Raw genomic sequence first — 25,108 nt, forward strand, 5'->3', positions numbered from 1 at the left:
GGCGTGCTACGCCGGAACCTCAACTTCGGTCACCGTCCCGTCCGAGACCTCAATGCGGCGTCGTCCCTCGGCGGCCACCCCCGGGTCGTGCGTCACCACCACGACGGTGAGGCCCTCCTCGTTGAGCCCGCGCAGCGTGTCGAGCACGGTGGCGGTGTTCGCCGAGTCGAGGTTCCCGGTCGGCTCGTCGCAGAACAGCACCCGGGGCCGGCCGGCGACCGCCCGGGCCACGGCGACCCGCTGGCGCTCGCCGCCCGACATCCGCCGCGGGTCGGCGAGGGCACGATGGGCCAGGCCGAGGCGCTCGACCGTCTCCCACGCCCGCCGGCGTCGCTCGCGGCGGTTGTACGGCCCGTACAGCATGCCCAGCTCCACGTTCTCCAGCGCGCTACGGCCGTTGAGCAGGTGGAAGTTCTGGAAGATGAAGCCGAAGACCTGGCCGCGTACGGCGCCGCGGTGCGACTCGGCCAGCTCGTGCGCCGGCAGGCCCAGCACCCGGTAGGAGCCGGTGGTGGGCACGTCGAGCAGCCCGAGCAGGTTGAGCAGCGTCGACTTGCCGGAGCCGGACGCGCCGGTGATCGCCACGTAGTCGCCCTCCTCGACGGTGAGGCTGGTCTCGCGCAGCGCGTGCACCGGGTGCCCGTCGTCGTACGTCTTGGTGGCGGCGCGCAGCTCGAGCATCAATTGACCGGCCCGTTCGCGCCGACCACGACCTTGGTGCCCGCCACGATGTCGCCGTCGTGGCCGGGGCGCACCTCGACCCAGCCGCCGGCGATGCCTCCGGTCTCGACCGTCACGTCCCGGGTGCTGCCGTCGCCGGCCAGGACGGTGGCGAACATGCTGCCGTCCGCGCGGGCGTACACGGCCGTGACCGGGACGGCGAGGACCTCGTCGTCACCGGTGGACACGGCGATGTCGATGCGCAGCGACCCGCCCGCGGCTGCGCCGAGGTCGGAGCCGGCCAGGCTGACGCGGACCTCGTAGCCGGACTCCTTGTCGGCGCCGGTGGCGGCGGTGGTCGCGACCGAGGCGACCATGCCGTCCGCCTCGGTTCCGCTGCTCTCGTCGCTGACCTTCACCCGCTGCCCGGCCTTGATCAGCTGCACCTGACGCTCGGTGGCGACGGCGCTGAGGTAGGGCTTCTGCCCGTCGAGCTCGAGGATCGGCTTCCCGGGGTCGGTGAGCACCGCGCCGACCTTGACCCGGACGGCGGTGACTTTCCGGTCGGCCTTGTCCATCCGCAGCACGCACCGGCGCGGCAGGCCCGCCCCGGCCGCCAGCGTCAGCGCGTCCAGCTGCCGCTGTGCCTCGTCCACGCGGGCCTGAGCCGCGGGGACGGCGGCGCGAGCGGCGGCCAGTTCCCGGTTCGCGGCCGGGATCTGCTCGGCCGCGCGGGGGTCGCCCCCGACCGGGTCGTAGCCGAGCCGCCGGTAGAACCGGGCCAGCGCGCGCTGGGTGGGCTCGTCGAGCGTGTCGGACCGGGGCACGTAGTAGCCGAGCCGGCGCAGCGCCTGCTGGATCTCGCCGACGTCCGGCCCCTTCATCCCGCCGGTCAGGTCACGCCAGAGCGGGAACGGCAGGCCGAGCGTGAACATCGGCTGCCCGGAGACGTCCAGGACCCGGGTGCCCTCGGCCAGCCGGTCGCCGGCCTCCACCGCCACCTCGGTGACCACGCTGTCCGGGCCGACGGCCGCCGCCGGTGCCGGCAGGTTCACCTTCGGGCCCGGCTTCATCTGCCCGCGCAGCGTCACCGGCTCGGCGAGCACCCGCTGCTCCGCGACGGCGGTGATCAGCGACGGCGCCGGCGGCCGCGCGTCGGCCGCGGCCTGTTCCGGCGACCGGAACTGCCGGCCGGCGACCACTCCCCCGCCGACCAGCAGCACGGCGGTCACGACGGCGGCCAGGACGAACAGCCATCGGCGCGGCCGGCGGGGCCGGCGGGGGATCTCCTGTGTGGTCATCGGGTCGCACCACCGACCTCGCGGGCCAGGGCGTCGACCTTCGCGTTGAGCTCGGTGATCTGCGACTCGTACCGGTCCACGTAGGACTGCTGCACCGGCCGGGCGGCGGTCAGGTAGGCGTCGAGCATCTTCGCCTGCTGGCGGCAGTGGAACCAGGCCACCGCGAGGTCGGATTCCGCGGCGGTCGGCCGGTAGTGCCGGGCCGGAACGGCCGGGCCCACCTCCACGGTGCCGGGCTTCCGCTTCGGCGCCCAGTCGGTGCCGGCGGCGGTGTCCAGCTGGCCGAACGGCACGCCGAGCGTCCTCGGGTTCGGCGACTTCACAAACTTGTCCCGGTCGGGCACCTTGTACCCCTTGCCGGTGATGCAGTCGTAGAGGCCGGTGCCGAGGCTCGAGGGCAGCCGGGTGTCCAGCTCGTGGCGGTAGCCGGCGAACTGATTGGTCAGGTCGTAGTACGCGTAGACCGTCTGCCGGGCGTCGGCGCCGAGCGCCTTCCAGGACTGGTCGGCGCACCGCTCGGCCGCCGCGTCGTAGTTCTTGTCGCTGCTGACCAGGGCGGGACGCTCGGCCGGCTGGTCCTGGCCGAAGCCCTCGTCGCGGGCCTGCTGCTCGGTCGTCGGCCCCAACGAGGCGGCGTCGATGGTCAGACCGGCGAACGGATCGACCGTTTCCGGCAGGCCGACGTCCTGGTTCTGCGGGAAGCCGGCCTTGGCCATGCACGCGAACTCGAGCCGCGTCTCCGCGGCCTCGATCAGCCCGACCTTGCCGCCCTCCAGGATGTCGAAGGGCTGGGACGGCTTGGCCTGGGCCGAGGCGGCGGGCGCGGGCGCGCCGGGCTTCTCGGCCGCCTTGTCGTCCGCGCTCAGCGAGCACGCGGCCAGAGGCAGGACCGACAGCACGGCCGCGGTGGCGACCAGCCGGGAAATGAGAGGCATCTTCACTCCGAGGGATTCACGACGGCGGAGGGGCCGGGCGAGCGGATGGCTCGCCCGGCCGCGGAATCGGCCGACTACAGGTTCGCGGGCGAGGCGGTGCCGCTGCACCGGGAGTGCCCGTTGTTACGGTTCGCGCCCGAGTTCGTGAAGCTGCCGGAGTTCTTCCCCTGGCTGTAGTACGTGTACCAGTTGCCGGCCCCGTCGACGTCCCAGAGCCACACGGTGCACGCGCTGTCCCGGTTGCGGAAACCCTCGGCGTTGTCCATCACGCGGGCGCTGCTGCGCACGCCGTTCGGCACGTCGAAGAAGTAGTACGCGCCGTGCGCGCCGTTCGAGTAGTGGTTGGCGCCGTTCCAGAACTGCTTGACCAGGTTGTTCGAGTTGTAGACCCACTGGAAGCAGATCTCGGTGTAGTTGCACGCCGTGCTGCCGTCGCCGTTGTCGTCGGCCTGGGCGGCGCCGGGCATGGCAGCGAGCGCGAGAGCGGCGGCCGCCGGCACCGCGGCGAGCTTGAGCGCGGATCGCAGTTTCACGGTAAGTTCCCTTCCTGAGGCCGCGCCGGCTCACCGGTTCCCCAACCACGCCGGCGCGGTACGAAAGGTGTGGCCCCCGGCCACACCCGCCACTACCGTTGTGGCACCGTCCACTGTGGCAAACCGGCAGCACAGGAAACGCATATCGACGCCGATCTATCTGATCATCCTTGTCGAGATCGACACATGGAAATGACAGATGGCTGTCCGGGCATTGTCCGTGAACGAGCGCAGCCGCTAACGTCAGTCAGTCACCGCGACAGATGAGAATGCATCCACGGGGGTGGACGTGCGTCTGACCATCTTGGGCGATTTACGGGTCGACGACGGAACGACCGGCATCGAACGCCGGATGGTGCGAGGCCTACTGGCGGGGCTCGCCATCAACGTCAACGAGGCGGTTTGCAGCGCCCGCCTCTGCGAGAGGATCTGGGACCGGCCGCCGAAATCGGCGCCGGCCAACCTGCGGTCGTACGCGGCCGAGCTACGCAAGCAACTGCGCTGCACCTCCCTGCGGGGCGCCGTGCGCCGGGACACGGGCGGCCTCCGGCTGACCCTCGACCCGGACGACTGCGACGTCTCCGCCTTCACCCGCCTCGTCCGCCACGGCCATGACCTGCTGCGCAGGGACCGTGCGGAGGAGGCCGCGAGCACCCTCGGCGAGGCGCTGCGGCTCTGGCACGATCCGCCGTACGCGACGCTGCCCGGCAGCACCTGGCTCATGCTCGAGTTCGACCGGCTGCGCGACCTCATGAACCAGGCGAGAGAAGACCGCATCACCGCCCAGCTGCTGCTGCGCCGTTACGAGGGCCTGCTGCCCGAGGTGCGCCGGCACGCGGCCCTCTTCCAGGACCGCGAGCGCTCCTGGGGACGGCTGATGCAGGTGTCCTATCTGGCCGGTGACCAGGTCGGCGCGCTCGCCGCCTTCGATCGCGCGACCGAGGCTTTGTCTGACAATTTCGGCCTCGACCCGTCGCCGGCGCTGCGGCGGCTGCATCTGGCAATACTGCAGCACGACGAGGAAGCGATCACCGCGTACTGCATGCCCGCGACGCAAATTCCGGCCGCGACATGAATAGCTTTCAATTCCGGGGGACCTTACGGCCCCATCTCGGCGGAAAGACCCGTAATCACGATCTCCGCGAATATTGATTCGATACTGATCTAAGTCTTCCCTCGGCGACTCATCGATGCCTACGTTCCAAGGCGGCCATGACCGGCCATTTTGGCATCCGGGCCGGCGCCCGCGTCACCCGCGGGCGCCGGCGCGACCACCCCGGAGGTAGTCGATGCGTAAAGTCGTAGCAGGACTGCTGGGCCTGAGCCTGGCGTCCGGACTGGGTGTCTCGCTCAGTCCGGCCGCCGTGGCCGCCCCGCCGGCCGACCAGCCGGCCGCGGTCCCCTCGATGAAGAACACGCCCAGCGACGAGCTGGTGAGCCCGCTCGAGCAGAAGCGCCGGGCGCTGCGGGACAAGGCCGTCAGCGATGTCGCGGCCGGCCGCGCCAAGACGGAGAACCGGAACGGCAGCACGGTCGTCAAGGTCGGCCAGACCGCCGGCGGCGGTGCGTTCGGCCGCCAGGCCCGCAACCGCCACGGCTCCAGGGACAACCGCGACCAGTACGTCGAGCTCGCCCGCGAGCGGACCGACCGGATCTTCGTGATCCTCGCCGAGTTCGGCAACGAGCGCGATCCGCGGTTCCCCGACCAGGACACCGATCCCACCACGGCGGGACCGCAGCGGTTCGACGGGCCGGTGCACAACCAGATCCCCGCGCCGGACCGGGCGGTCGACAACACGACCGTCTGGCAGGCCGACTACGGCCGGAAGCATTACCAGGACCTGTACTTCGGCAAGGGCCGCAACGTCGAGTCGGTCAAGACGTACTACGAGACGCAGTCCTCGGGACGGTACAGCGTCGACGGCACGGTCACCGACTGGGTGAAGGTCAAGTACAACGAGGCCCGGTACGGGCGCTCCGGCGACGACCCCACCGACGCGAACGGCGACGACCCGAACGTCTGCGGCAGCATCGTCTGCAACACCACTTTCGACCTGGTACGCGACGCCGCCAACCAATGGGTCGCCGACCAGGAGGCCCAGGGCCGCACCCGGGCCGACGTCATCGCCGAGCTCAAGACGTTCGACCAGTGGGACCGGTACGACTTCGACGGGGACGGCAACTTCAACGAGCCCGACGGCTACCTCGACCACTTCCAGATCGTGCACGCCGGCGGCGACGAGGCGGACGGCGACCCGATCCAGGGCGAGGACGCCATCTGGAGCCACCGCGCGTTCGCGTACGGCGACGACGAGGGCGACCGCGGCCCGACCGGCAACCTGCTCGGCGGCACCGAGATCGCCGACACCGGCCTGTGGATCGGCGACTACACGATCCAGCCCGAGAACGGCGGCCTGAGCGTGTTCGTCCACGAGTACGGCCACGACCTGGGCCTGCCGGACGACTACAACGTGCTCGCCGGCGGCACCGGCACCAACGAGTACTGGACGCTGATGGCGCAGAGCCGCCTCAACGCGGCCGGGGAGCCGCTCGGCACCCGCCCGGGCGACCTGGGCGCTTGGAACAAGCTGCAGCTCGGCTGGCTCGACTACGAGACGGTGGTGGCCGGGCAGAAACGCACGCTCACCCTCGGCCCACAGGAGTACAACAGCAGGAACGCCCAGGCGGCCGTCGTGGTGCTGCCGAAGAAGACGGTCACGACGCAGTTCGGCGCGCCGTTCTCCGGGGCGAAGCAGTACTTCTCCGGCAACGCCGACGACCTGCGCAACTCGATGACCCGCCAGTTCGATTTCACCGGCGCGACCGCTCCGGCGCTGACGTTCAAAGCGCGGTACAACATCGAGGAGGGCTTCGACTATCTGTACGTCCGGGCCTCGCTCGACGGTCAGAAGTGGACCGCCCTCGACGGCACCGTCAACGGGGCGCCGTTCATCCGCGACGGCGCCAACCCGCCGCGGCCGGCGATCGGCGGCACCACCGACGATCAGTGGGTCGACGTTTCGGTGCCACTCACCGCGTACGCGGGGAAGAATGTGTATTTGCAGTTCTACTACCGCACCGACGGCGGCTTCTCGGCCGGCGGGTTCTTCTCCGACAACCTCCAGGTCGCCGACGGCGGGACGGTGCTGTTCAGCGACGACGCCGAGGGCACGAGCTCGTGGACGCTGCACGGCTTCAGCACCGTTGGCACCAGCGCGACGGGCCAGTACGACAACTTCTACATCGCCGGCCACCGGACGTACGTCTCCTTCGACCGGTACCTCAAGACGGGGCCGTACAACTTCGGCTTCCTCAACACCAAGCCGGACTTCGTCGAGCACTACTCGTACCAGCAGGGCGTGCTGATCTCCTACTGGGACCGGTCGCAGGTCGACAACGACACGAACTGGCACCCGGGCGTGGGCCGCAATCTGTATATCGATTCGCACCCGCGACCGTTCTATCGGTTGGACGGTTTGCCCTTCAGCGCCCGCATCCAGATCTACGACGCGCCCTTCGGCCTGCGCAAGGCCGACTCGATGACGCTGCACATCAACGGCCAGGCTTCCTACGTACGGGGTCAGGCCGCGCAGCCGCTGTTCGACGACACCCAGAAGTACTTCTACGACGAGCTGCCGAATGCCGGCGTCAAGCTCCCGGCGGTCGGCGTGAAGATCCGCGTGCTGGACGAGAACGGCACGTCAGCGAAGATCCGCATCTCGTGAGTCCGGCGGCCCGGGAACCATCCAGTTCCCGGGCCGCCCCCGACCGAGCGCCGCGCCACCCGTGAGGAGGTTCGTCCCATGGCCTGGACCACCACCTGGATCTACCTGAACACCACGGCGACGGTACGAGTGAATGTCGTGTTCGCCGACCGGCAATGGCACGGCGTTCAGCACATCCTGGCCGTCCCGATAGCGCCACTCTTCGAGGCGCTGACCCACACGGTGATGACCACCCAGGGCGTGTCCGCCACCGGCCCGGACGGGCTGGGCGGTGGCGGGACCACGTACATGTATCCGGTTTCTCTCCAAAACATGTCGTACGCGACCAATGTGTATCTGACGGGAGGGAGCGTCCCGTGACGGAAAGCCGCCGCCTCGCCGTCCTTGCCGACGCGGACGGGAGAATTCTGGCGGCCCTCGCGCCCGGCGTGGCGGGCAGCGAGGGCGCGCCCGTTCTGGAGTTCGAGCCCGGGCCGGATCAGGTCGTTCGCGAGGTCGAGGTGCCCGCCGAGTGGTTCGGCGAGCACGGTCCCGACGTCGCGATGCTGGTCAGGCATCGGGTCGAACTGTCAACCGGCGACAGACTCGTCCGGGTGGACGACGACCGGTAGCGCCGCCGTCAGCGGGTGAACGGCAGCATGAGGTGGGTGAACTCGTACGGCTTCTGGGCCACGCCCGAGCAGTCGTCGGAGCCGGGCGTGCCGGGGCAGCCGCCGTTGTCGCGGCCCAGCGCCCAGAAGGACAGCTCGCCGATGCGGTGGGCGGTCGCCCAGCGCACGACGTCGCGGGCTCCGGCGAGCGTGAGGATCTCGAGCGGGCCGGTCTCGCCGCCGGAGCCGTAGTCGTCGATGCCGATCATCTCGGTGATGCCGACCATCGCCCACAGCTGGGACGTGGAGCGGTGCGGGTACAGCTGCCGCAGGGTGGTGAGCAGGCCGCTCGCCGCGGTCTTGGTGTCCGCGGCCATGTCGTGCGCCTGGTCGTCGTAGTAGTCGAAGGTCATGATGTTGACGATGTCGACCCGGACGCCGTAGCGGAGCGCGCTGGCGAGCACGTTGATCGCGTTCGGCTCGAGGCCGGTGGGCGCGGTCGGCAGGGTGTAGACGATCTGCAGCGGCCGGTGCTGCCGCTCCGCCCACGCCTGCACCAGCCGGATGGCCTGGTTGCGCCGGTCGACGGCGGCGGTGTTGTCGAGCGACGCGTCCTCGATGTCCATGTCGAGGCGGGTGACGCCGTAGGTCGAGATGACCTTCTGGTACGCGGCGGCGATCCGCTCGACGTCGGTGCAGCTGTCGGCGATCTCGGTGGCGGTGCTGTCGGCGCTGTACCCGCCGAACGACGGCACCACGTCACCGCCCGCGGCGCGGATCCGGGCGATCTCCTTTCCGTAGACCGACCGGGAGACGGGCGTGGACGGGTCGCCGTTCCACAGCACGTCGCAGGATCCGGTCACCTCGGTCTGGAGGAACGCCATCGTCAGGTAGCGCGCGCCGGAGGCCTTGCTGACCTCGGCGGGGTTGGCGTCGGTGTAGGTCTGGAAGTACGGCGCGAACACGTGCTCGGGCAACTTCCCCGATCCGGCGTACGCGGGCGCCGCACCGGCGGCGATCGCGGCGACGGCGGTAGCGGCGGCGAGGATGCCGCGCGCGAGAAGACGGGTCCTTGGCATGGGGCGGCCTCCGTAGCCGTCAGATAATAGTTAAGTAATCTGCCAGTCAGACCGTAGGATCGACTGACACCCATGTCAACGGCTCCGCGTCCACATTGAGCAGCATCTATGCAAGATGCGAAGCGTCATGTTAGCGTCACTCACGCTTGCCGATCTCAGCGTGCGGGGGAACGCGTTGTCCGATGTCGCCACTGCCTCGGGCGAAGTGACCGCGCCGCCCGCCGAGCCGCCCGCCGAGCCGCCGAAGCGCCGCTTGCGCGGCGGCCTCCGCCATGAATGGACCCTCGCGACCCTCGGCTCGGTGCTGCTCGCAGTCGCCATGACCTGGCTGTTGCCGCCGTACGCCAGCGACCTGATCGCGGCCGGCGTCAAGCCCGCGACCATCGGCGACCCCGCGCACACCATCGTCGGCGACGGCGGTGACACGGCCGCGCAGGCGTGGCTGGTCGCCTGGGACGGCCACGCCATCCGGCACGGCCTGCGCGGCCTGTGGGACACCAACGCGTTCTTCCCCGCCAAGGACGGCCTCGCCCTCAACGACACCCTTCTCGGGTACGCCCCGGCCGGGCTGATCGGCGACGGCGTGACGGCCACGATCCTGCGCTACAACATCTTGTTCGTGCTGACGTTCGCGCTCGCGTTCCTCGGCGGGTACGCGCTCGTACGCCAGCTCGGAGCCAACCGGATCGCGGGCGCGGTGGCCGGCGCCGCCCTCGCCTACGCGCCCTGGCGGTACGGCCACGTCGGCCACCTGAACATCCTGTCCACCGGCGGCATCACGCTCGCGCTCGCCATGCTCGCCCGCGGTCACGGCTGGTCGCTGACCCGCGGCTACCGCCGGGAGCTGGTCCGGCCCGGCTGGGCGGTGGCCGGCTGGCTGGTCGCGGCCTGGCAGGTCAGCCTGGGCTTCGGCGTCGGCCTCCCCTTCGTCTACATGCTCGCCGCCGCCTGCCTCACCGCCGCGATCGCCTGGCTGGTCCGCGGCCGCCCGCCCCTCCCTCGCCGGCTGGTCCTGAGCGACCTCGCCGGTGGCCTGGTCTTCACCGCGGTCACGGCCTATTTCGCGTACGCCTTCCAGCACATCCGCGAGCTCTACCCGGACGTGCTCCGCTCCTGGGACTACGTCTCGGCGTTCTCCCCCGTTCCGCGGAGCCTGCTGGTCGCGCCCGGGTTCTCGCTGCCCTGGGGCACGCTGCACACCGCCGGCCGGACCGCGCTCGGCAACGCCGACAACGAGAAGGCGCTGCTCTGCGGGTTCGCGCTGTACCTGCTCGCCTTCGGCGGGATGTTCCTGTCGGTGTGGTCGGTGCGGCAACGGCTGCTGCTGCTCGCCGGGACGATCCTCGGTGTGCTGACCGCGCTGGGCACCCACGGCCCGACCTATCACCTGCTCTACCAGTACGTTCCCGGCTTCGACGGCGCCCGCACCCCGGGCCGGCTGATCCTCTGGCCGACCATCCTCCTGGCGATCCTCGCGGCCGGTTTCGTCACCGCGCTCGCGCAAGCCGCCCGCGAGGCCACCCTGCCCGAGTGGTCGGCGACCGCCGTCCGGGTGGTGACCATCCCGCTGCTGGTGCTGGTGCTGGCCGAGGGCATGCCCGACCTGGCCCATGTGAACGAGCCGGTCGAGCCGGCCGCCATGGCGAGGGCGACGGCGCCGCTGATGGTGCTGCCCTCCGACGACGGCTTCGACAGCACGGTCATGCTCTGGTCGACCGCCGGCTTCCCGACGATGGTCAACGGGGTGGCCAGCTACAACACGCCGGACCGCCAGGCCGTCCGCGACGTCATGCAGACCTTCCCCAGCCCGGGAAGCCTGGATCTCCTGCGCCGGCACGGAATCCGGAGCGTGGTGGTGGTCCGCGACCGCGTCGCCGGCACGCCGTTCGAGGCCGCCCTCGGCGTGCAGACGATGCCCGGCGTGACCCGCTACGAAATCGGCGCGGACGTCCTTTTCAGCATCGACTGATCTGAACAGGCCGATTTCCGGCATGTTTCCCGCGGCCTTCTTGACAACGTTGTCAGCCGGGGTCGAAGCTGTCGATCTCCGCTCTCCCCTCTGGAGTTGTGCATGAAGTCCTTCTCAAGTCGACGGTGGATGACCGCCGCCGGCGCACTTCTTGTGCCGGTGGTCGGACTTCTCGTCGCCCCGCCCATGGCAAGCGCCGCGGTAACGCCCGGCGACTTCAGTTCCTCGTTCGAGACCGCCGACCTGCAACCCGCGACGAGCACCGCCGAGCTCGACGCGAACGGCGCGCCGGTGCAGGGAAACCTCACCGGATCGGCCAGCGCCGCGTTGCCCGGCAGCGTGCTCAAGCAGGTCACGGCGGTGACCGCGAGCGCCGAGAACGCGCCCAACGAGACCGCGGTCAAGCTCAAGGACAGCGACTCGTCGACCAAGTGGCTCGCGTTCGCCACGACCGGCTGGGTCACCTACCAGCTGTCGGCGCCCGTCGCCGTCGCGAAGTACTCGCTGACCTCGGCCAACGACGCCGCCGGCCGCGACCCCAAGGACTTCACCCTCCAGGGGTCGAGCGACGGCTCGGCGTGGACCGACCTCGACCGCCGGACCGGACAGACCTACGCCGGTCGCTTCGCCACCAACGTCTACAGCTTCACCAACACCACCGCGTACGCCTATTACCGGCTGAACATCACCGCGAACTCGGGCGACTCGATCGTCCAGCTGGCCGACTGGGACATCAGCGACGGCTCGAACGTCCTGCCCCCGGCCACCCCGATGGTCAGCGTGGTCGGCGCCGGATCCGTCCGCGGCAACAACAACAAGACGAGCGCCGGGTTCAGCGGCGTGAAGTCGCTGCGGTACGCCGGCGGCGCCCAGACCGACGGACGCTCGTACGCGACCGACAAGCTGTACGACGTGAACATCCCGGTCGGGCCGAAGACCGAGCTCTCGTACAAGATCTTCCCCGAGCTCACCGCGGAGGACCTGCAGTACCCGTCCACGTACGCGGCCATCGACCTGCACTTCACCGACGGCACCTACCTCAGCGGGCGCTCCCCCGTCGACCAGCACGGCTACGCGCTCACGGCGGCCGGCCAGGGCGCGTCGAAGGTGCTCTACGCCGACGAGTGGAACGCGGTGCGGTCGGACCTCGGCGCGGTCGCGAACGGCAAGACGATCGACCGGATCCTGCTCGCCTACGACAACCCGAACGCCACCGCCGCCACCCGCTTCCAGGGGTGGATCGACGACCTGACGGTCGTGGGCGCGGCGACGGCGATCGACGGCTCGAGCCTCACCAACTACGTCGACACGCGCCGCGGCTCGAACGCCTCGGGCGGTTTCTCGCGGGGCAACAACCTGCCCCTCGCGGCACTGCCGAACGGCTTCAACTTCCTGACCCCGGTCACGAACGCCACCTCGGACTCGTGGGAGTACGTGTACCAGCGGGACAACAACGGCGCCAACCTGCCCACGCTGCAGGGCCTCGCCATCTCGCACGAGCCCAGCCCGTGGATGGGCGACCGCAACCAGATGTCGGTCATGCCGGTGCCGGCCGGTGGCAACCTCACCGGGCAGCCGAGCAGCCGCGCACTCGCGTTCAGCCACAACGACGAGATCGCCCGGCCCGACTTCTACAGCGTCAAGGCGCAGAACGGCCTGACGGCGCAGATGTCGCCGACCGACCACGGCGGGATCATGCAGGTCACCTTCCCGGCCGGCGGGGCCACCGGAAGCCTGGTCTTCCAGAACGGCACCTTCACGATCGGCGCGGACGGCACCGTCACCGGCTGGGTCGACAACGGCAGCGGCCTGTCCGCCGGTCGTAGCCGGATGTTCTACGCCGGCACGTTCGACCGCGCGCCGACCGCGACGGCGGCGACGTACGCCACCTTCGACCTCTCGGCGAGCCCGCAGGTGACCCTGCGCTTCGCGACCTCGTTCATCTCGGTCGACCAGGCCAAGCGGAACCTCGGATTCGAGGTCACCGGGCAGAGCTTCGACCAGATCCACGCGGCCGCGACCGCGGCCTGGGCCGACCGCCTGGGCCGGGTCGAGGTGAAGGGCGCGACCGAGACCCAGCTGGTCACGCTCTACTCCAACCTGTACCGCCTGAACCTGTACCCGAACTCGCAGTCGGAGAACACCGGCACCGCCGCGGCGCCGCACTGGCAGTACGCGAGCCCGGTTTCGGCGGCGACCGGGGCGTCGACCCCGACCACCACCGGCGCCAAGCTCGTCGACGGCCAGATCTACGTGAACAACGGCTTCTGGGACACCTACCGGACCGTGTGGCCGGCGTACTCGCTGCTCTACCCGGACATCGCCGCCAAGATCGCCGACGGCTTCGTCCAGCAGTACCGCGACGGCGGCTGGATCGCCCGCTGGTCGTCGCCGGGTTACGCCGACCTCATGACCGGCACCAGCGCGGACGTCGCGCTCGCCGAGGCGTACCTCAACGGGGTCAAGCTTCCCGACCCGCTCGCGGCGTACGACGCGGCGGTGAAGGACGCGACGGTGGCCTCGGGGCGAAGCGCCGTGGGCCGCAAGGGCATCGAGACGTCGCTGTTCCTCGGCTACACGCCGACCAGCACCGGCGAGTCGGTCTCCTGGGCGCTCGAGGGCTTCATCAACGACTACGGCATCGGCAACATGGCCGCCGCCCTCGCTGCCGCCCCGGAGACCCCGGACGCCCGGCGTGAGCAGCTGCGGGACGACTCGCAGTACTTCCTCGAGCGGGCCCGCAACTACGTCAACCTGTTCGACGGGAAGACGAAGTTCTTCCAGGGGCGCGACGCGTCCGGCAACTTCCTCGACGGCGACCCGCTCGACTGGGGTGGCGTCTACACCGAGACCGACGGCTGGAACTACGCCTTCACCGCGCAGCAGGACGGCCAGGGCCTGGCCAACCTGTACGGCGGGAAGGCCGAGCTGGAGAAGAAGCTCGACCAGTTCTTCGCGACGCCGGAGAAGGCCGATCACCCGGGCGGTTACAACGGCACGATCCACGAGATGCTCGAGGCGCGCGCGGTCCGGCTGGGCCAGCTCGGCATGAGCAACCAGCCGTCGCACCACATCCCCTACATGTACGACTACGCGGGCGCGCCGGCCAAGACGCAGGCGATCGTGCGCGAGATCCTGCAGCGGCTCTACGTGGGCAGCGAAATCGGCCAGGGCTACCTGGGCGACGAGGACAACGGCGAGATGTCGTCGTGGTACATCCTCAGCTCGTTGGGCCTCTACCCGCTGCAGAACGGGTCGTCCAACTGGGTCATCGGCTCGCCGCAGTTCAGCCAGATGACGGTGCACCGCGCGAGCGGCGACATCGTCGTCAACGCGACCAACAACAGCACGAAGAACGTGTACGTGCAGAGCGTGAAGGTGAACGGCGCGACCCAGCGCAACGTGTCCCTCGACTCGTCGGTCTTCGAGCACGGCGGCACCATCGACTTCAAGATGGGCCCGAACCCGTCGACGTGGGGCACCGGCAAGAACGACGGGCCGAAGTCGCTGACCAAGGGCGACGCCGTGCCCAAGCCGCTGCAGGACACCACCGGCCCGGGCCTCGGCACCGCGACCGCGTCCGGCGGCCAGGACGCGTCGAAGCTGTTCGACGATTCGTCGACCACGCAGATGACGTTCACCTCGGCCACGCCCAAGATCACCTGGGTCTACCGCGGTGGACCGCAGGCGCCGACCTACTACACCGTCACCTCGGGGGCGACCGCGGGCAATGATCCGGAGGACTGGCAGCTGCAGGCCTCCCGCGACGGGATCCGCTGGACCACGGTGGACTACCGTCCCGGCGAGGTGTTCCAGTGGCGTAACCAGACCAAGGCGTACCGGATCGGTCTGCCCGGGAACTTCCCGCAGTACCGCCTGCTCGTCACGAAGTCGACCTCGGCAACGCCGAGCCTGGCCGAGATCGAGCTGCTGGCCGGCGGCGACGTGCAGCTCGGCGGCGGCGCCGTCGGGGTGACCGCCGCGACCAACGTGTCGGCGCGGGCCGGCGCCGCGGTGTCGGTCCCGCTGGCCACCGTCACCGGCGGTACGGCGAGCGCCTACCAGGCGACGGTCGACTGGGGTGACGGCTCGGCGACCACCGCCGGCACCATCGCCCTGTCGTCGCGCGCGGTGTACAGCGTGAGCGGATCGCACACGTACGCCAAGCCCGGTTATTACCAGGCCGCGGTGACGGTGAGCGACGGGACCAGCCAGAGTTCCGCCACGGTCGGCATCGACGTGTCCTACGTGCCGGCGGACGGTCTCGTGGCCGCCTTCGACACCGTCTGCATCGGTGACGAGGGCGCGCTCGCGGCCAACTGCGACGCGAAGAGCTGGGCCTACTCCCGCGCCGCGCTCAACGCGGCCGGCGTGACCCAGGGCAAGCCGATGACGGTGCCCGGGACCGCGTTGCAGTTCACGCTGCCCGCCACCCCGGCCGGTCAGCCGGACGACGCGATCGGCAACGGTAAGAAGATCGCGCTCAACCTGCCGGCCGACGCCAAGAGCATCTCGTTCATCGGCGCCGGCACCCAGGGCAACCAGAACACGACCGCCACCGCGACGTTCAGCGACGGCACCACCGCCACCATCCCGATCCAGATGAGCGACTGGACGCTGGGTGGCAACCCCAACGGCACGCCGTCGTTCGGCAACATCGTCGTTGCCCACGCCGCGTACCGGCTGCTCGGCACGAACCGGGACGACGCACAGCCGTTCCTGTTCGCCACCGCGCCGTACCAGATCCCGGCGGGCAAGACGCTCGTCTCGGTGACCCTGCCGCTGCAGACCGGTGACCCCGGCTCGGCGGGCCGGATCCACGTGTTCGCCATCGCCGACGACGGGACGCCCCGCGCGTCGCTGACCCTGGCGGCGCCGAAGGACCAGACCGCCACGGCCGGGCAGGCGCTCACCGCCCAGCTGGGCACGGTGTCCGGCGGTGTCACCGACGCCACCGGTTACCACGCCCGCGTCCAGTGGGGCGACGGCACGGCTCCGGCCGACACCACGGTCGACGCCACCGGGGCGATCAGCGGGTCGCACACCTACGCCCAGCCGGGCACCTACACGGTGCACGTCACGGCGTGGGACACGCTGTCCAGCGGCACGGCCACCTTCACCGCGACGGTGGCCAAGTCGGTGACGCCGGCCGCCACCTCGACCACGGTCGATCTGACCGGGAAGGCGGCACCGACCGTGTACCGCCCGGAGGTGGCCCTGTCGGTCGCCGAGGGACCGCGGGGCACGGCCATCACCGTCGACGGCTCCGGCTTCGCGCCGAACGAGACCGTCACCGGTACCTTCGGCGCCGGGCTCTCGGTCACGACCCTGCACGCCAACGCCGACGGTGTCGTCTCGGACGCGACCGTGAGCGTGCCGGGCAAGGCGGTGCCGGGAGCCACCAGCGTCACGCTGGCCGGCGCCGACTCGGCGACCAGGGTGGAGAAGCCCTTCCGGGTCACCGACTGACAACACCCGATCGAGCCCCGCCGGTGAGCCGTCCTCACCGGCGGGGCTTCTTCTTTCTTCAAGCATCCCGCCGTACGAGGAAAGTGGCGCCGACGAGCAGGGAGGCGAGCGCCCACAGGGCCAGCACGCCCAGGCCCTTCCACGGCCCGATGGGCTGATCGCCGGTCGTGGCGAGGACGGCCAGGCCGGCGCTCACCGGCTCGGCCTGCTGGAGGCGCTTGGCCCACGTCGGGTCGCTGACCACCATGGTGAGGATCGGCGCCGCGTAGAGCAGGGCCAGGACGATTCCGCTCGCCGCGGCCGGGTTGCGGACCGCGGTGGTGGCGCCGAGGGCCAGCAGGGCGATCAGGACCAGGTAGAGCACCGCGCCGACCGCCGTCCGCGGGACCAGGTGGTGGGCGGGCAGGAGCCAGTTGCCCACGGCCAGCGACCCGCCGACGGCGACGATCGAGGCGGCCGCCACGACCACGGCGACGACCACGGCCTTGGCCGCCAGGACCCGGAGACGGCGGGGCACGGCGGCATAGGTGACGGCGGCCAGGCCGCTGCTGTATTCGTTGCCCATCACCAGCACCGCGAGGAGTGCCACGACCGCCTGGCCGAGTTGGACGCCGGTGAGGCTGAGCCGCGGCAGGTCCGCCGTGCAGGCCCCGCCGGTGCAGCCGTCCGCCGCGGCGCTCACCCCGGCCGTGCCGACGACGATCGCCACAAGCAGTGCCGGCCACCCCGGATTCGTGCGGAACTTGGTCCACTCGGCGTGCAGCGCGGATCTCACGCGTCCCTCCCGCGTTCCGGCGCGGGCCACGTCGCGTCCCTTCGGCAGATCGGCGCGGGATTCACGCGTCCCGCCGGGAGGTCAGCAGCGCGGCGGCGGCGAAGGCCAGGGCGGCCCAGCCGGTCAGTACCGCGAGCCCCGCCCAGCCGGGCAGGGGGAAGTAACCGTCGGCCGGGCGGTAGGAGTTGTCGACCTGCGGGTACTGCCGCGCGGCCTGCTGGAGCGCGAACGCCGCCGCCGGACTGACCCGCAGCAGCCAGCTCGCCGCCGCGCCGGACAGCACCGCGACCGCCAGCAGGTAGGGCAGGACGATCACCACGATGGCCGTCGTGACGGCCGTGACCCCGCGTCGCAGCAGCGCGCCGACACCGAGCGCCATGACCGCGGCCACGGCGAGCAGCGCCGCCGTCCCGGCCACGATCCGCAGCTCGGTCGGCAGGGCGGCCGGGTGGACGTAGACACCGCCCGCCCGCAGCACCCGCCGGCCGGCGAAGACGACGACGGCGGCCGCGACGAGACCCACCCCGAAGGTCACGGCACCGAGGACAGTCGCCTTGGCCGCGAGCACGCGTACCCGTCCGGGATCGGCGGCGAAGGTCGTGCGAATCAGTCCCCGCCGGTACTCCGCGGTGACGAACATCGTCGCGACCACGACCACGAGGATCAGGCCGACGAACGTGCCGGTCAGCGTCTGGGTGACGGTGACGCCCACCCCGGCGCCGCCCGCGACGGAGGGCGCGATGTCGCCGGCGCCGGTCACCCGCCAGGCGTCGCCGTCGCGCTCGAGGCCGCTGCCGCCGTCCGCCGCACCGGCGGCGGCGTCCCCGACGGGATCGGACCGCCAGGCGGCGCCCCTCCAGCCGCCCTCGAGCGTGAGGTGGTCGAAGGTGCCGGTCGCCCGGCTCGGCCCGCTGTCGGTGCCGGCGGCCAGGCCCTGGCGAATCTCCGCGACGAATTCGGGCGAGGTCACGAACAGGCCGACCTCCGCGGTCGCCGGCAGGCCGGGCAGCTGGGCGTGGTCGACGCCGGTCCACCTGATCCCGTCGGCGGACTCGGCGGCGGTCACGGTGTTGCCGGCGCGGGTGAGCCGGAGCCAGCGCGGCGCGCCGACGGCCGGTCCGCCGATGTCGTGGGTGTAGTCGTACTGCAGGCGCACGCCATGGTCGCCGGTGACCATGACCGCGGCGTAGGTGGAGCCCCGGGTCGTGCCGTCCTTGACGATGAGACCGGCCTTGGCCCACGGCACGGCGCTTTTCAGTGCGGCCACGCGCACCGTGATGCTGCCGTCGCCCGCCAACGGCTGGTGGACGAAGGTGAAGCTGTCGCGCACCTCCGTGCCGTCCGGCCCGATCAGCGTCGGGCAGGCGGACGTCCCGCAGGAGCCGCCGATCCCGGGCAGCAGACCGAACGCGACGATGCCCGCGGCCGCGGCCAGCACGCCCAGCACCCAGCCGGGCACGGTCCGGAACTTCGTCCACTCGGCGTGCAGCGTGTCCCCGAACCCGGTCACGAGGCCACCGGGCCCGGGGTCGCGGCGCGGTACTCGACGGCGTCGCGGGTGAGTTCCAGGTAGGCGTCCTCGAGCGTGGCGCGGTGCCCGGCCACCTCGGAGAACGGAACCCCGTGCCGGTTGAGCACGGCGACGACCTCCTCCGCCGCCAGGCCGCCGACCGTGAACGCGCCGGTGCCGCCCGGCGTGATCGACCCGCCCGCCCCGGCCAGCACCGCCGCCGCGCCCGGCTCGGCGGAGCGAACAGTGACCCGGCCGCCGGCCACGGTCGCGAGCAGCTCGGCGACGTTGGCGTCGGCGATGATCCGGCCCCGGCCGGCGATCACCACGTGGTCGGCGGTGTCCTGCAGCTCGCCCATCAGGTGGCTGGAGACCAGCACCGCGCGCCCCTGCGAAGCGAGCTCGCGAAGCAGGCCCCGGATCCAGATGATGCCCTCGGGGTCCATCCCGTTGAACGGCTCGTCGAGCATGAGCGCGGGCGGGTCGCCGAGCAGGGCGGCGGCGATGCCGAGCCGCTGCCGCATGCCGAGCGAGAACCCGCCGGCCCGGCGCCGGCCCACCGCCCCCAGCCCGACCTGGTCGAGGACCTCGTCGACCCGGCCGCCGCCGAGGCCCTGGGAGTGGGCGATCCACAGCAGATGGTTGCGGGCGGTACGGCTCGGCTGCAGCGCGGCCGCGTCGAGCAGCGAGCCGAGGTGGCGCATCGGGTGGCGCAGGGAGCGGTAGGGCCGGCCGCCGACCAGGGCCTCGCCGGCGTCCGGCGCGTCGAGGCCGACGACGACCCGCATGGTGGTCGACTTGCCGGCGCCGTTCGGCCCGACGAAGCCGGTGACCTGACCCGGCCGGACGCTGAACGTCATCCCGTCCAGGGCGACGGTCGAGCCGAAGCGTTTCCGAAGTCCGCTCACGCTAATCATGGGTCCCGGTTCTACGCCGCGGCCGGTGTCAGCCCGGTGTCGTCCGCCGACACCTGGCTGACACCGGGGACCTGGCATCGTGGTGGCATGCGCGTGCTCGTGGTGGAGGATTTCGAGATCCTGGCCCGGACCATCGGGGTCGGGCTGCGCCGCGAGGGCATGGCCACCGATGTGGTCCTCGACGGCGACGACGCGCTCGAGCGCCTGGCCGTCACCCGGTACGACGTGGTGGTGCTCGACCGGGACCTGCCCGGCACCCACGGCGACGAGGTGTGCCGCCGGATAGTCGCCGCGCAACAGGGCAGCCGGGTTCTCATGCTCACTGCCTCGGGCACGGTCAAGGACCGGGTCGACGGCCTCGGCCTGGGCGCCGACGACTATCTGCCGAAACCGTTCGACTTCGCCGAGCTGGTGGCCCGCGTCCGGGCACTGGCCCGCCGCCCGGCCGTGCTGGTGCCGCCGGTGCTGGAGCACGGCGACCTGACCCTCGACACCGGCCGGCGGCTCGCCTCGCGCGGCGGCCGCCGGCTCGATCTCGGGCCGAAGGAGCTGGCCGTGCTCGAGTGCCTGCTCGCCGCCGGTGGCCGCCCGGTGCCGGCCGAGGAGCTGCTGGAACGCGTCTGGGACGAGGCGGCCGACCCGTTCACCACCGCGGTGAAGACCACGATCCGCCGGCTGCGGGCCAAGCTCGGCGATCCGCCGGTCGTGCACACGGTCCGCGAGGGCGGCTACCGGGTCGGCGAGCCGTGAGCCGCCGCCGGCGGACGCTGCGCACCCAGCTCACGCTGCTCTACGCGGTGCCGTTCGTGGCATCCGGCGCCTTGCTGGTCACCGTGCCGCTGCTCAGCGATACCGATCCCGTGTCCGACGGGCCCGCGCCGCCGGCGGCCGCCGACGCGGCGAGCTTCCCCGTCGCCACCTGGTCGGTCACGATGATCCTGCTGGTGCTGGTGTCGCTCGTCCTCGGCTGGCTGGTCGCCGGCCGGTTCGTGCGGCCGTTGCGGGCGATCACCGCGACCGCGCGGGACATCTCGGCCACCAGCCTCGACCGCCGGCTCGGCGACGTCGGCGGCACCGACGAGTTCGCCCAGCTGGCGGCCACCCTCGACAGCCTGTTCGAGCGCCTGGAGGCGGCGTTCACCTCGCAGCGGCACTTCGTCGCGAACGCCTCGCACGAGTTGCGCACGCCGCTCACCGCCGAGCGGGCCTTGCTGCAGGTGGCCCTGCGCAACCCCGACGCGACGATCGAGTCGATGCGCGACGCCTGCCGGGAGGTGCTCCAGCTGAGCGCCGCACAGGAACGGCTGATCGAGGCGCTCTTCACCCTGGCCGACGGACAACGGCCGGTGGAGCACCGGGAGCCGATCGACCTGGCCGCCATCGCCCGCACGGTCCTGCGGTCCCGCCCGGCCGAGGGTCTCACCGTCGAGAGCACGCTGGAACCGGCCCCGGCGCCGGGCGATCCGCGGCTGGTGGAGAGCCTGGTCGCCAACCTCGTCGACAACGCCGTCCGGTACAACGTGCCCGGCGGCCGGGTCCAGGTGACGACCACGTCCGTCCCGGGCGGGGCCCGGCTGGCCGTGCGCAACTCGGGCCCGATCGTGCCGGCCGCCGAGATCGACCGGCTCTTCGAACCGTTCCAGCAACTGCGGCGGGAACGCACCGGCGGCGGTCACGGCCTGGGCCTCGCGATCGTCCGCGCGATCGCCACCGCCCACGGCGCCGCCCTCGAGGTCCGGGCCCGCCCGACCGGCGGCCTGGACGTGGAGGTCACCTTCGGCGACCATGTTTATTTGGGTCCGAACGATTAGGGTGGCGCGATGGAGTTGAGCAAGTGGCTGGCCGCCGCGGCCGCGGCGAACGCCGACTGGGCGAAGACCTTCGGTCCCTTCGAGCCGCATGCGTCCCTGTCCGTCGACGACGGGCGGTTCGCCGAGGCGTTCGCGGCCCTCACCGAGCGGCTGAAGGACAACTACCCCTTCTTCCACCCGCGTTACGCGGGCCAGATGCTCAAGCCGCCGCACCCGGCCGCCGTGGTGGGCTACCTGACCGCGATGCTGATCAACCCCAACAACCACGCCCTGGACGGCGGACCGGCCACCGCCGCCATGGAACGTGAGGCGGTCCAGCAGCTGGCCACGATGTTCGGCTACGACACGCACCTCGGGCACCTGACCACCAGCGGCACCATCGCCAACCTCGAGGCCCTCTTCGTGGCCCGCGAGCTGCACCCGGAGAGCGGCATCGCGTACAGCACCGAGGCCCACTACACGCACGGCCGGATGTGCCGGGTGCTGGGCGTGGAGGGCCACGCCGTCCCGGCCGACGATCTCGGCCGGATCGACCTCGACGCGCTGGAGGACCTGCTGCGGAAGGGCCGGATCGGCACGGTCGTGCTCACCGCGGGCACCACCGGCCTCGGCGCCGTCGAGCCGGTTCACGAGGCGCTGGCGTTGCGCGAGCGGTACGGCGTACGGATCCACGTCGACGCCGCGTACGGCGGCTTCTTCACGCTGCTGGCCGGCGACGGGCTGCCGGCCGAGCCCTGGCGAGCGATCGCGCAGGCCGATTCGATCGTGGTGGACCCGCACAAGCACGGCCTGCAACCGTACGGCTGCGGCGCCGTCCTCTTCCGCGACCCCGCGGTGGGCCGCTTCTACCTGCACGACTCGCCGTACACGTACTTCACCTCGGACGAGCTGCACCTGGGCGAGATCAGCCTCGAGTGCTCGCGGGCGGGCGCGGCCGCCGCCGCTCTGTGGTTCACCTTCCAGCTGCTGCCGCCCACCCGCGACGGGCTGGGCGAGGTGCTGGCGGCCGGCCGGCGGGCGGCGCTGCGCTGGGCCGAACTGATCGAAGAGTCCGACCGCCTCCGGCTCTACCAGCCGCCCGAGCTCGACATCGTCAGCTATTTCGCGGGTGACACGCTGTCCGGGATCGACGCGGCCAGCGACCGGATCCTGCACGAGGGGATGACCGACCGTGACGACCCGGTCTTCCTCAGCACGCTCCGCGTCGACGGCGGCCGGTTCACGCGCCGCCACCCGCAGGTCACCGCCGATGCCGACGGCGCACGGATCCTGCGCAGCGTGCTGATGAAACCCGAGTCCGAGACGTACGTCGAGCACCTGCACCGGCGCGTGGAGCAGCTGGCCCGCCGCTGACGCGTCAGCCCGGCCGGACCACCGCGGGCTGCCGGGGGATCGAGCCGGCCGGGGTGGCGCCGGGCGCGGCGTCGAGTCGTACCCGCAAATGCTCGACGACCAGGGCGGCGAGCTGGGTGAGCACGCCGGTCTGCGTCTCGGTGAGCTGACGCGGCCCGGTGTCGAGCGCGGCGACGAAACCGAGGCGGTGGCCGTCAGGGTCGATGATCGGGGCACCGGCGTAGAACCGTACGCCCTGTTCCAGGCGTACGAGTGGATGGTTCTTGGTTCTTGGGTCGTCGGCCGCGACGGTGACCAGGTGGATGCCCTCGGCCACCAGCGCGGACGCGCACAGGCCCGGCTCGGTGGGGATCTGACGCAGCCCCGGCAGCCCGCGTGCGGCCAGGAACCAGACCCGATCGGCGCCGATCATGCTGACGGCGGCCATCGGCGTGCCGCACACCGTGGCGGCGATCTCGGCTATCAGGTCCAAGGCGGCGCCGGACGCGGCGCCTGCCTGGCGATATCGGCGGACGGCCTCGAGCCGGCCGGGATCGGTGAGTAGCGTTCGACTCTGACCGCTGGCGGGCGACACAGTGTCTCCTTCCGCTCGTCGGCGAGCGGGCCAGGCGAGCTTGCCAGGCCGGGAAGCCGCCAACGATGGCACGAATACTTGCATGACGACAAGTAGGAGTCATCAAGTCGGCACGCGGCACAGTCACTCGTCCGGGTTACGGCGTTGCTCATCGACCGATCCGAACGCCGTTCAGATCTTGCGTGGTACGGTCTGCCGCCACGACGGACGGACTTGACGACCCCATGACGCTACTGGACCCCGCTTACGGCGGCGTCGTCGCGTGGCCGCGCTGGTGGAGGCGGCCCGCGGTCGCCGCGGCGCTGTTGGCCGGCGTGCTCAGCCTGGCGTGGGCGCTGTGGCTGGCCAGCGACGCCGGGGACCTCGCCGCCCAGTACGCCTGGACCTCGTTCGTCCGGCACCACCCCGGGGCGGCCTACAACCTGTCCTGGTACGGCGGCATCCACCCGGCGTCGTACAGCGTCGTCTCGCCGTACCTGATGGCCTGGCTCGGCGTGCGCACGACCGGGGTGCTCGCCTGCACCGGCAGCGCGGCCCTCGGCGCGGTGCTGCTCACCCGGGCCGGCATCCGTCGCCCGCTGCCGGTGGCCCTGTGGTGGTCGGTCGCCGTCTGCTGCAACCTCGCCGCCGGGCGGGTCACGTACCTGCTCGGCATGGTGTTCGCGCTGATGGCCGCCATCTACGTTCTGAAGAGCCGCCCGCAACCGGCGCTCGCGGCGGCGCTCGGCACGGTCGCCACCCTGTGCAGCCCGGTCGCCGGGCTGTTCGTCGAGGTTCTGGCGGCCGCGCTGTTCGTGGTCGGCCGGCGGCGGCACGCCTACCTGGTCGCGGCCGGGCCGCCCGTGGTGATCGGTGTGACGGCCTTACTGTTCCCGTTTTCCGGGGTTCAGCCATTCCATTGGTATGCCGCGCTGCCCACGGTCGCCACCGCGATCGGCGTCGCCCTGCTGGCCCCGCCCGCGTGGCGGACGGTACGGGCCGGGGCGTGGGTGTACGCCCTCGGCGTCACGCTGTGCTGGGTGCTGCCCACCCCGATCGGCAGCAACGTCGAGCGGCTCGCCCTGCTGGCCGGCGCGGCGATCCTCATCTGCGTCGCGACGCTGCCCGAGCCCCGCGGGTGGAAGGTGCTGGTCAACTACGCGTGCGCCGCCGCGCTGGCGATCTGGACGGTGGTCCAGCCGGTCCCCGGCCTGGTCGGCACCGCCCCGGCCACCGCCACCGCCACCGTCGACGACGCCCGGCCGCTGATCGACCAGTTGCTCGCCCTGAACGCCCAGCGGGGCCGGGTCGAGGTGGTGCCGCTGCGCACGCACTGGGAGGCGGCCGGGATAGCCCCATACGTGAATCTGGCCCGCGGCTGGAACCGGCAGGCCGACGTCGAGCGCAACCCGCTGTTCTACGACGGCACGCTGACCGCGGCGACCTATCACCAATGGCTGCTCACCTGGAGCGTCGGCTACATCGTGCTGCCGGCGACCGAGCCGGACAGCGCCGGCGTCGCCGAGGCCCGGCTGATCACCGCCGGGCAGGCGTGGCTGCCGCTGGTGTGGGAGGACGCCAACTGGCGCGTCTACCGGGTGGAGGGCGCCTACCCGCTCGTGTCGGCGCCCGCGTCGGTCACCTACGCCGGGCCGGCCACCCTCACCGTCCATCTGCCCAGCGCGGGCTCGACGATCGTGCGGATCGCGTGGTCGCCGTGGCTCGCCATCGCCGGGACCGACGACGACACGGCCCCGCGGGCCTGCCTCGTCCGTAACGGGACGTGGACCGAGCTGGTCGCCCCCACGGCCGGGAACTTCACCATCGAGGCCCGGTACTCGCTGGATCGGGGCACACCGTGCCCCGCCGCCACCTCGAGCTGACTCTCGCGGGAGCGTCCCGGGGCTCTCGTGCGTGTACCCGCATGG

19 protein-coding genes are annotated in these 25,108 nt (G+C 71.6%); 10 read left to right on the forward strand and 9 right to left on the reverse strand.

Annotation, left to right across the window (positions count from 1 at the left end):
* Nucleotides 1-6: 6 nt before the first annotated feature.
* The 4 genes from A3CQ_RS0103355 to A3CQ_RS0103370 form a co-directional block, all read right to left on the reverse strand.
* Nucleotides 7-681, reverse strand: coding sequence for an ABC transporter ATP-binding protein (locus A3CQ_RS0103355; RefSeq protein ID WP_020509497.1), 675 nt, complete (start codon nucleotides 679-681; stop codon nucleotides 7-9).
* Entirely contained in the window at nucleotides 681-1,961 is a 1,281-nt protein-coding gene (locus A3CQ_RS57000; protein WP_020509498.1) for a peptidoglycan-binding protein, read from the reverse strand. Before A3CQ_RS57000 ends, A3CQ_RS0103355 begins: the two co-directional genes overlap by 1 nt.
* Nucleotides 1,958-2,896 carry a hypothetical protein gene (locus tag A3CQ_RS0103365; RefSeq protein WP_157295232.1) on the reverse strand — a complete coding sequence of 313 codons (939 nt, stop codon included), beginning with the start codon at nucleotides 2,894-2,896 and terminating at the stop codon, nucleotides 1,958-1,960. The genes A3CQ_RS57000 and A3CQ_RS0103365 overlap by 4 nt, the downstream gene beginning before the upstream one ends.
* 74 nt (nucleotides 2,897-2,970) lie before the next feature.
* Nucleotides 2,971-3,429: a hypothetical protein gene (locus A3CQ_RS0103370; RefSeq protein WP_020509500.1), complete on the reverse strand. Its 459-nt coding sequence runs from the start codon at nucleotides 3,427-3,429 to the stop codon at nucleotides 2,971-2,973.
* Nucleotides 3,430-3,718: 289 nt separating this feature from the next.
* On the opposite strand from A3CQ_RS0103370, the gene A3CQ_RS0103375 reads away from it, so the two are divergent.
* From A3CQ_RS0103375 to A3CQ_RS0103390, 4 genes are all read left to right on the forward strand, one after another.
* Nucleotides 3,719-4,504, forward strand: coding sequence for an AfsR/SARP family transcriptional regulator (locus tag A3CQ_RS0103375; RefSeq protein ID WP_157295234.1), 786 nt, complete (start codon nucleotides 3,719-3,721; stop codon nucleotides 4,502-4,504).
* A gap of 214 nt (nucleotides 4,505-4,718) precedes the next feature.
* Nucleotides 4,719-7,154: an immune inhibitor A domain-containing protein gene (locus tag A3CQ_RS0103380; protein ID WP_020509502.1), complete on the forward strand. Its 2,436-nt coding sequence runs from the start codon at nucleotides 4,719-4,721 to the stop codon at nucleotides 7,152-7,154.
* Nucleotides 7,155-7,232: 78 nt separating this feature from the next.
* Nucleotides 7,233-7,514 (forward strand): hypothetical protein, encoded by a 282-nt coding sequence (locus A3CQ_RS0103385; protein ID WP_020509503.1) that lies wholly within the window; start codon nucleotides 7,233-7,235, stop codon nucleotides 7,512-7,514.
* A complete protein-coding gene (locus A3CQ_RS0103390; protein ID WP_020509504.1) occupies nucleotides 7,511-7,765 on the forward strand; it encodes a hypothetical protein in 255 nt (84 codons plus the stop codon). The genes A3CQ_RS0103385 and A3CQ_RS0103390 overlap by 4 nt, the downstream gene beginning before the upstream one ends.
* 8 nt (nucleotides 7,766-7,773) lie before the next feature.
* Here the strand turns inward: A3CQ_RS0103390 and A3CQ_RS0103395 are convergent, their stop codons facing one another.
* Complete coding sequence (locus A3CQ_RS0103395; RefSeq protein WP_020509505.1) at nucleotides 7,774-8,823, reverse strand: chitinase; 1,050 nt, start codon at nucleotides 8,821-8,823, stop codon at nucleotides 7,774-7,776.
* Nucleotides 8,824-8,950: 127 nt separating this feature from the next.
* Between A3CQ_RS0103395 and A3CQ_RS0103400 the strand changes: the two genes are divergently transcribed.
* Nucleotides 8,951-10,792, forward strand: coding sequence for a hypothetical protein (locus A3CQ_RS0103400; RefSeq protein WP_245576982.1), 1,842 nt, complete (start codon nucleotides 8,951-8,953; stop codon nucleotides 10,790-10,792).
* Nucleotides 10,793-10,894: 102 nt separating this feature from the next.
* Nucleotides 10,895-16,261 (forward strand): GH92 family glycosyl hydrolase, encoded by a 5,367-nt coding sequence (locus A3CQ_RS0103405; protein ID WP_026205243.1) that lies wholly within the window; start codon nucleotides 10,895-10,897, stop codon nucleotides 16,259-16,261.
* A gap of 58 nt (nucleotides 16,262-16,319) precedes the next feature.
* On the opposite strand, the gene A3CQ_RS0103410 is transcribed toward A3CQ_RS0103405, so the two are convergent.
* The 3 genes from A3CQ_RS0103410 to A3CQ_RS0103420 form a co-directional block, all read right to left on the reverse strand.
* Nucleotides 16,320-17,036 carry a hypothetical protein gene (locus A3CQ_RS0103410; RefSeq protein WP_020509508.1) on the reverse strand — a complete coding sequence of 239 codons (717 nt, stop codon included), beginning with the start codon at nucleotides 17,034-17,036 and terminating at the stop codon, nucleotides 16,320-16,322.
* Between the two features lie 61 nt (nucleotides 17,037-17,097).
* A complete protein-coding gene (locus A3CQ_RS0103415; protein WP_020509509.1) occupies nucleotides 17,098-18,546 on the reverse strand; it encodes a DUF1349 domain-containing protein in 1,449 nt (482 codons plus the stop codon).
* Nucleotides 18,543-19,463 (reverse strand): ABC transporter ATP-binding protein, encoded by a 921-nt coding sequence (locus A3CQ_RS0103420; protein ID WP_040431275.1) that lies wholly within the window; start codon nucleotides 19,461-19,463, stop codon nucleotides 18,543-18,545. The genes A3CQ_RS0103415 and A3CQ_RS0103420 overlap by 4 nt, the downstream gene beginning before the upstream one ends.
* A gap of 87 nt (nucleotides 19,464-19,550) precedes the next feature.
* Here A3CQ_RS0103420 and A3CQ_RS0103425 point away from each other — a divergent pair, with 87 nt between their 5' ends.
* Genes A3CQ_RS0103425 through A3CQ_RS0103435 form a run of 3 tightly spaced genes read left to right on the forward strand, consistent with a single transcriptional unit; the run spans nucleotide 19,551 to nucleotide 22,627 of the window.
* Entirely contained in the window at nucleotides 19,551-20,213 is a 663-nt protein-coding gene (locus A3CQ_RS0103425) for a response regulator transcription factor (RefSeq protein WP_020509511.1), read from the forward strand.
* Nucleotides 20,210-21,274, forward strand: coding sequence for a sensor histidine kinase (locus A3CQ_RS0103430; RefSeq protein WP_020509512.1), 1,065 nt, complete (start codon nucleotides 20,210-20,212; stop codon nucleotides 21,272-21,274). The genes A3CQ_RS0103425 and A3CQ_RS0103430 overlap by 4 nt, the downstream gene beginning before the upstream one ends.
* A gap of 9 nt (nucleotides 21,275-21,283) precedes the next feature.
* Nucleotides 21,284-22,627, forward strand: a complete 1,344-nt coding sequence (locus A3CQ_RS0103435; RefSeq protein ID WP_020509513.1) for a pyridoxal phosphate-dependent decarboxylase family protein — start codon at nucleotides 21,284-21,286, stop codon at nucleotides 22,625-22,627.
* A 4-nt stretch (nucleotides 22,628-22,631) separates the two neighbouring features.
* On the opposite strand, the gene A3CQ_RS51315 is transcribed toward A3CQ_RS0103435, so the two are convergent.
* Nucleotides 22,632-23,201, reverse strand: coding sequence for a GAF domain-containing protein (locus A3CQ_RS51315; RefSeq protein ID WP_020509514.1), 570 nt, complete (start codon nucleotides 23,199-23,201; stop codon nucleotides 22,632-22,634).
* A gap of 224 nt (nucleotides 23,202-23,425) precedes the next feature.
* On the opposite strand from A3CQ_RS51315, the gene A3CQ_RS0103445 reads away from it, so the two are divergent.
* Nucleotides 23,426-25,063, forward strand: coding sequence for a DUF8823 domain-containing protein (locus A3CQ_RS0103445; RefSeq protein WP_020509515.1), 1,638 nt, complete (start codon nucleotides 23,426-23,428; stop codon nucleotides 25,061-25,063).
* The last annotated feature ends 45 nt before the right edge of the window (nucleotides 25,064-25,108 follow it).

This window comes from Paractinoplanes globisporus DSM 43857 (assembly GCF_000379645.1).
GTDB lineage: Bacteria > Actinomycetota > Actinomycetes > Mycobacteriales > Micromonosporaceae > Actinoplanes > Actinoplanes globisporus.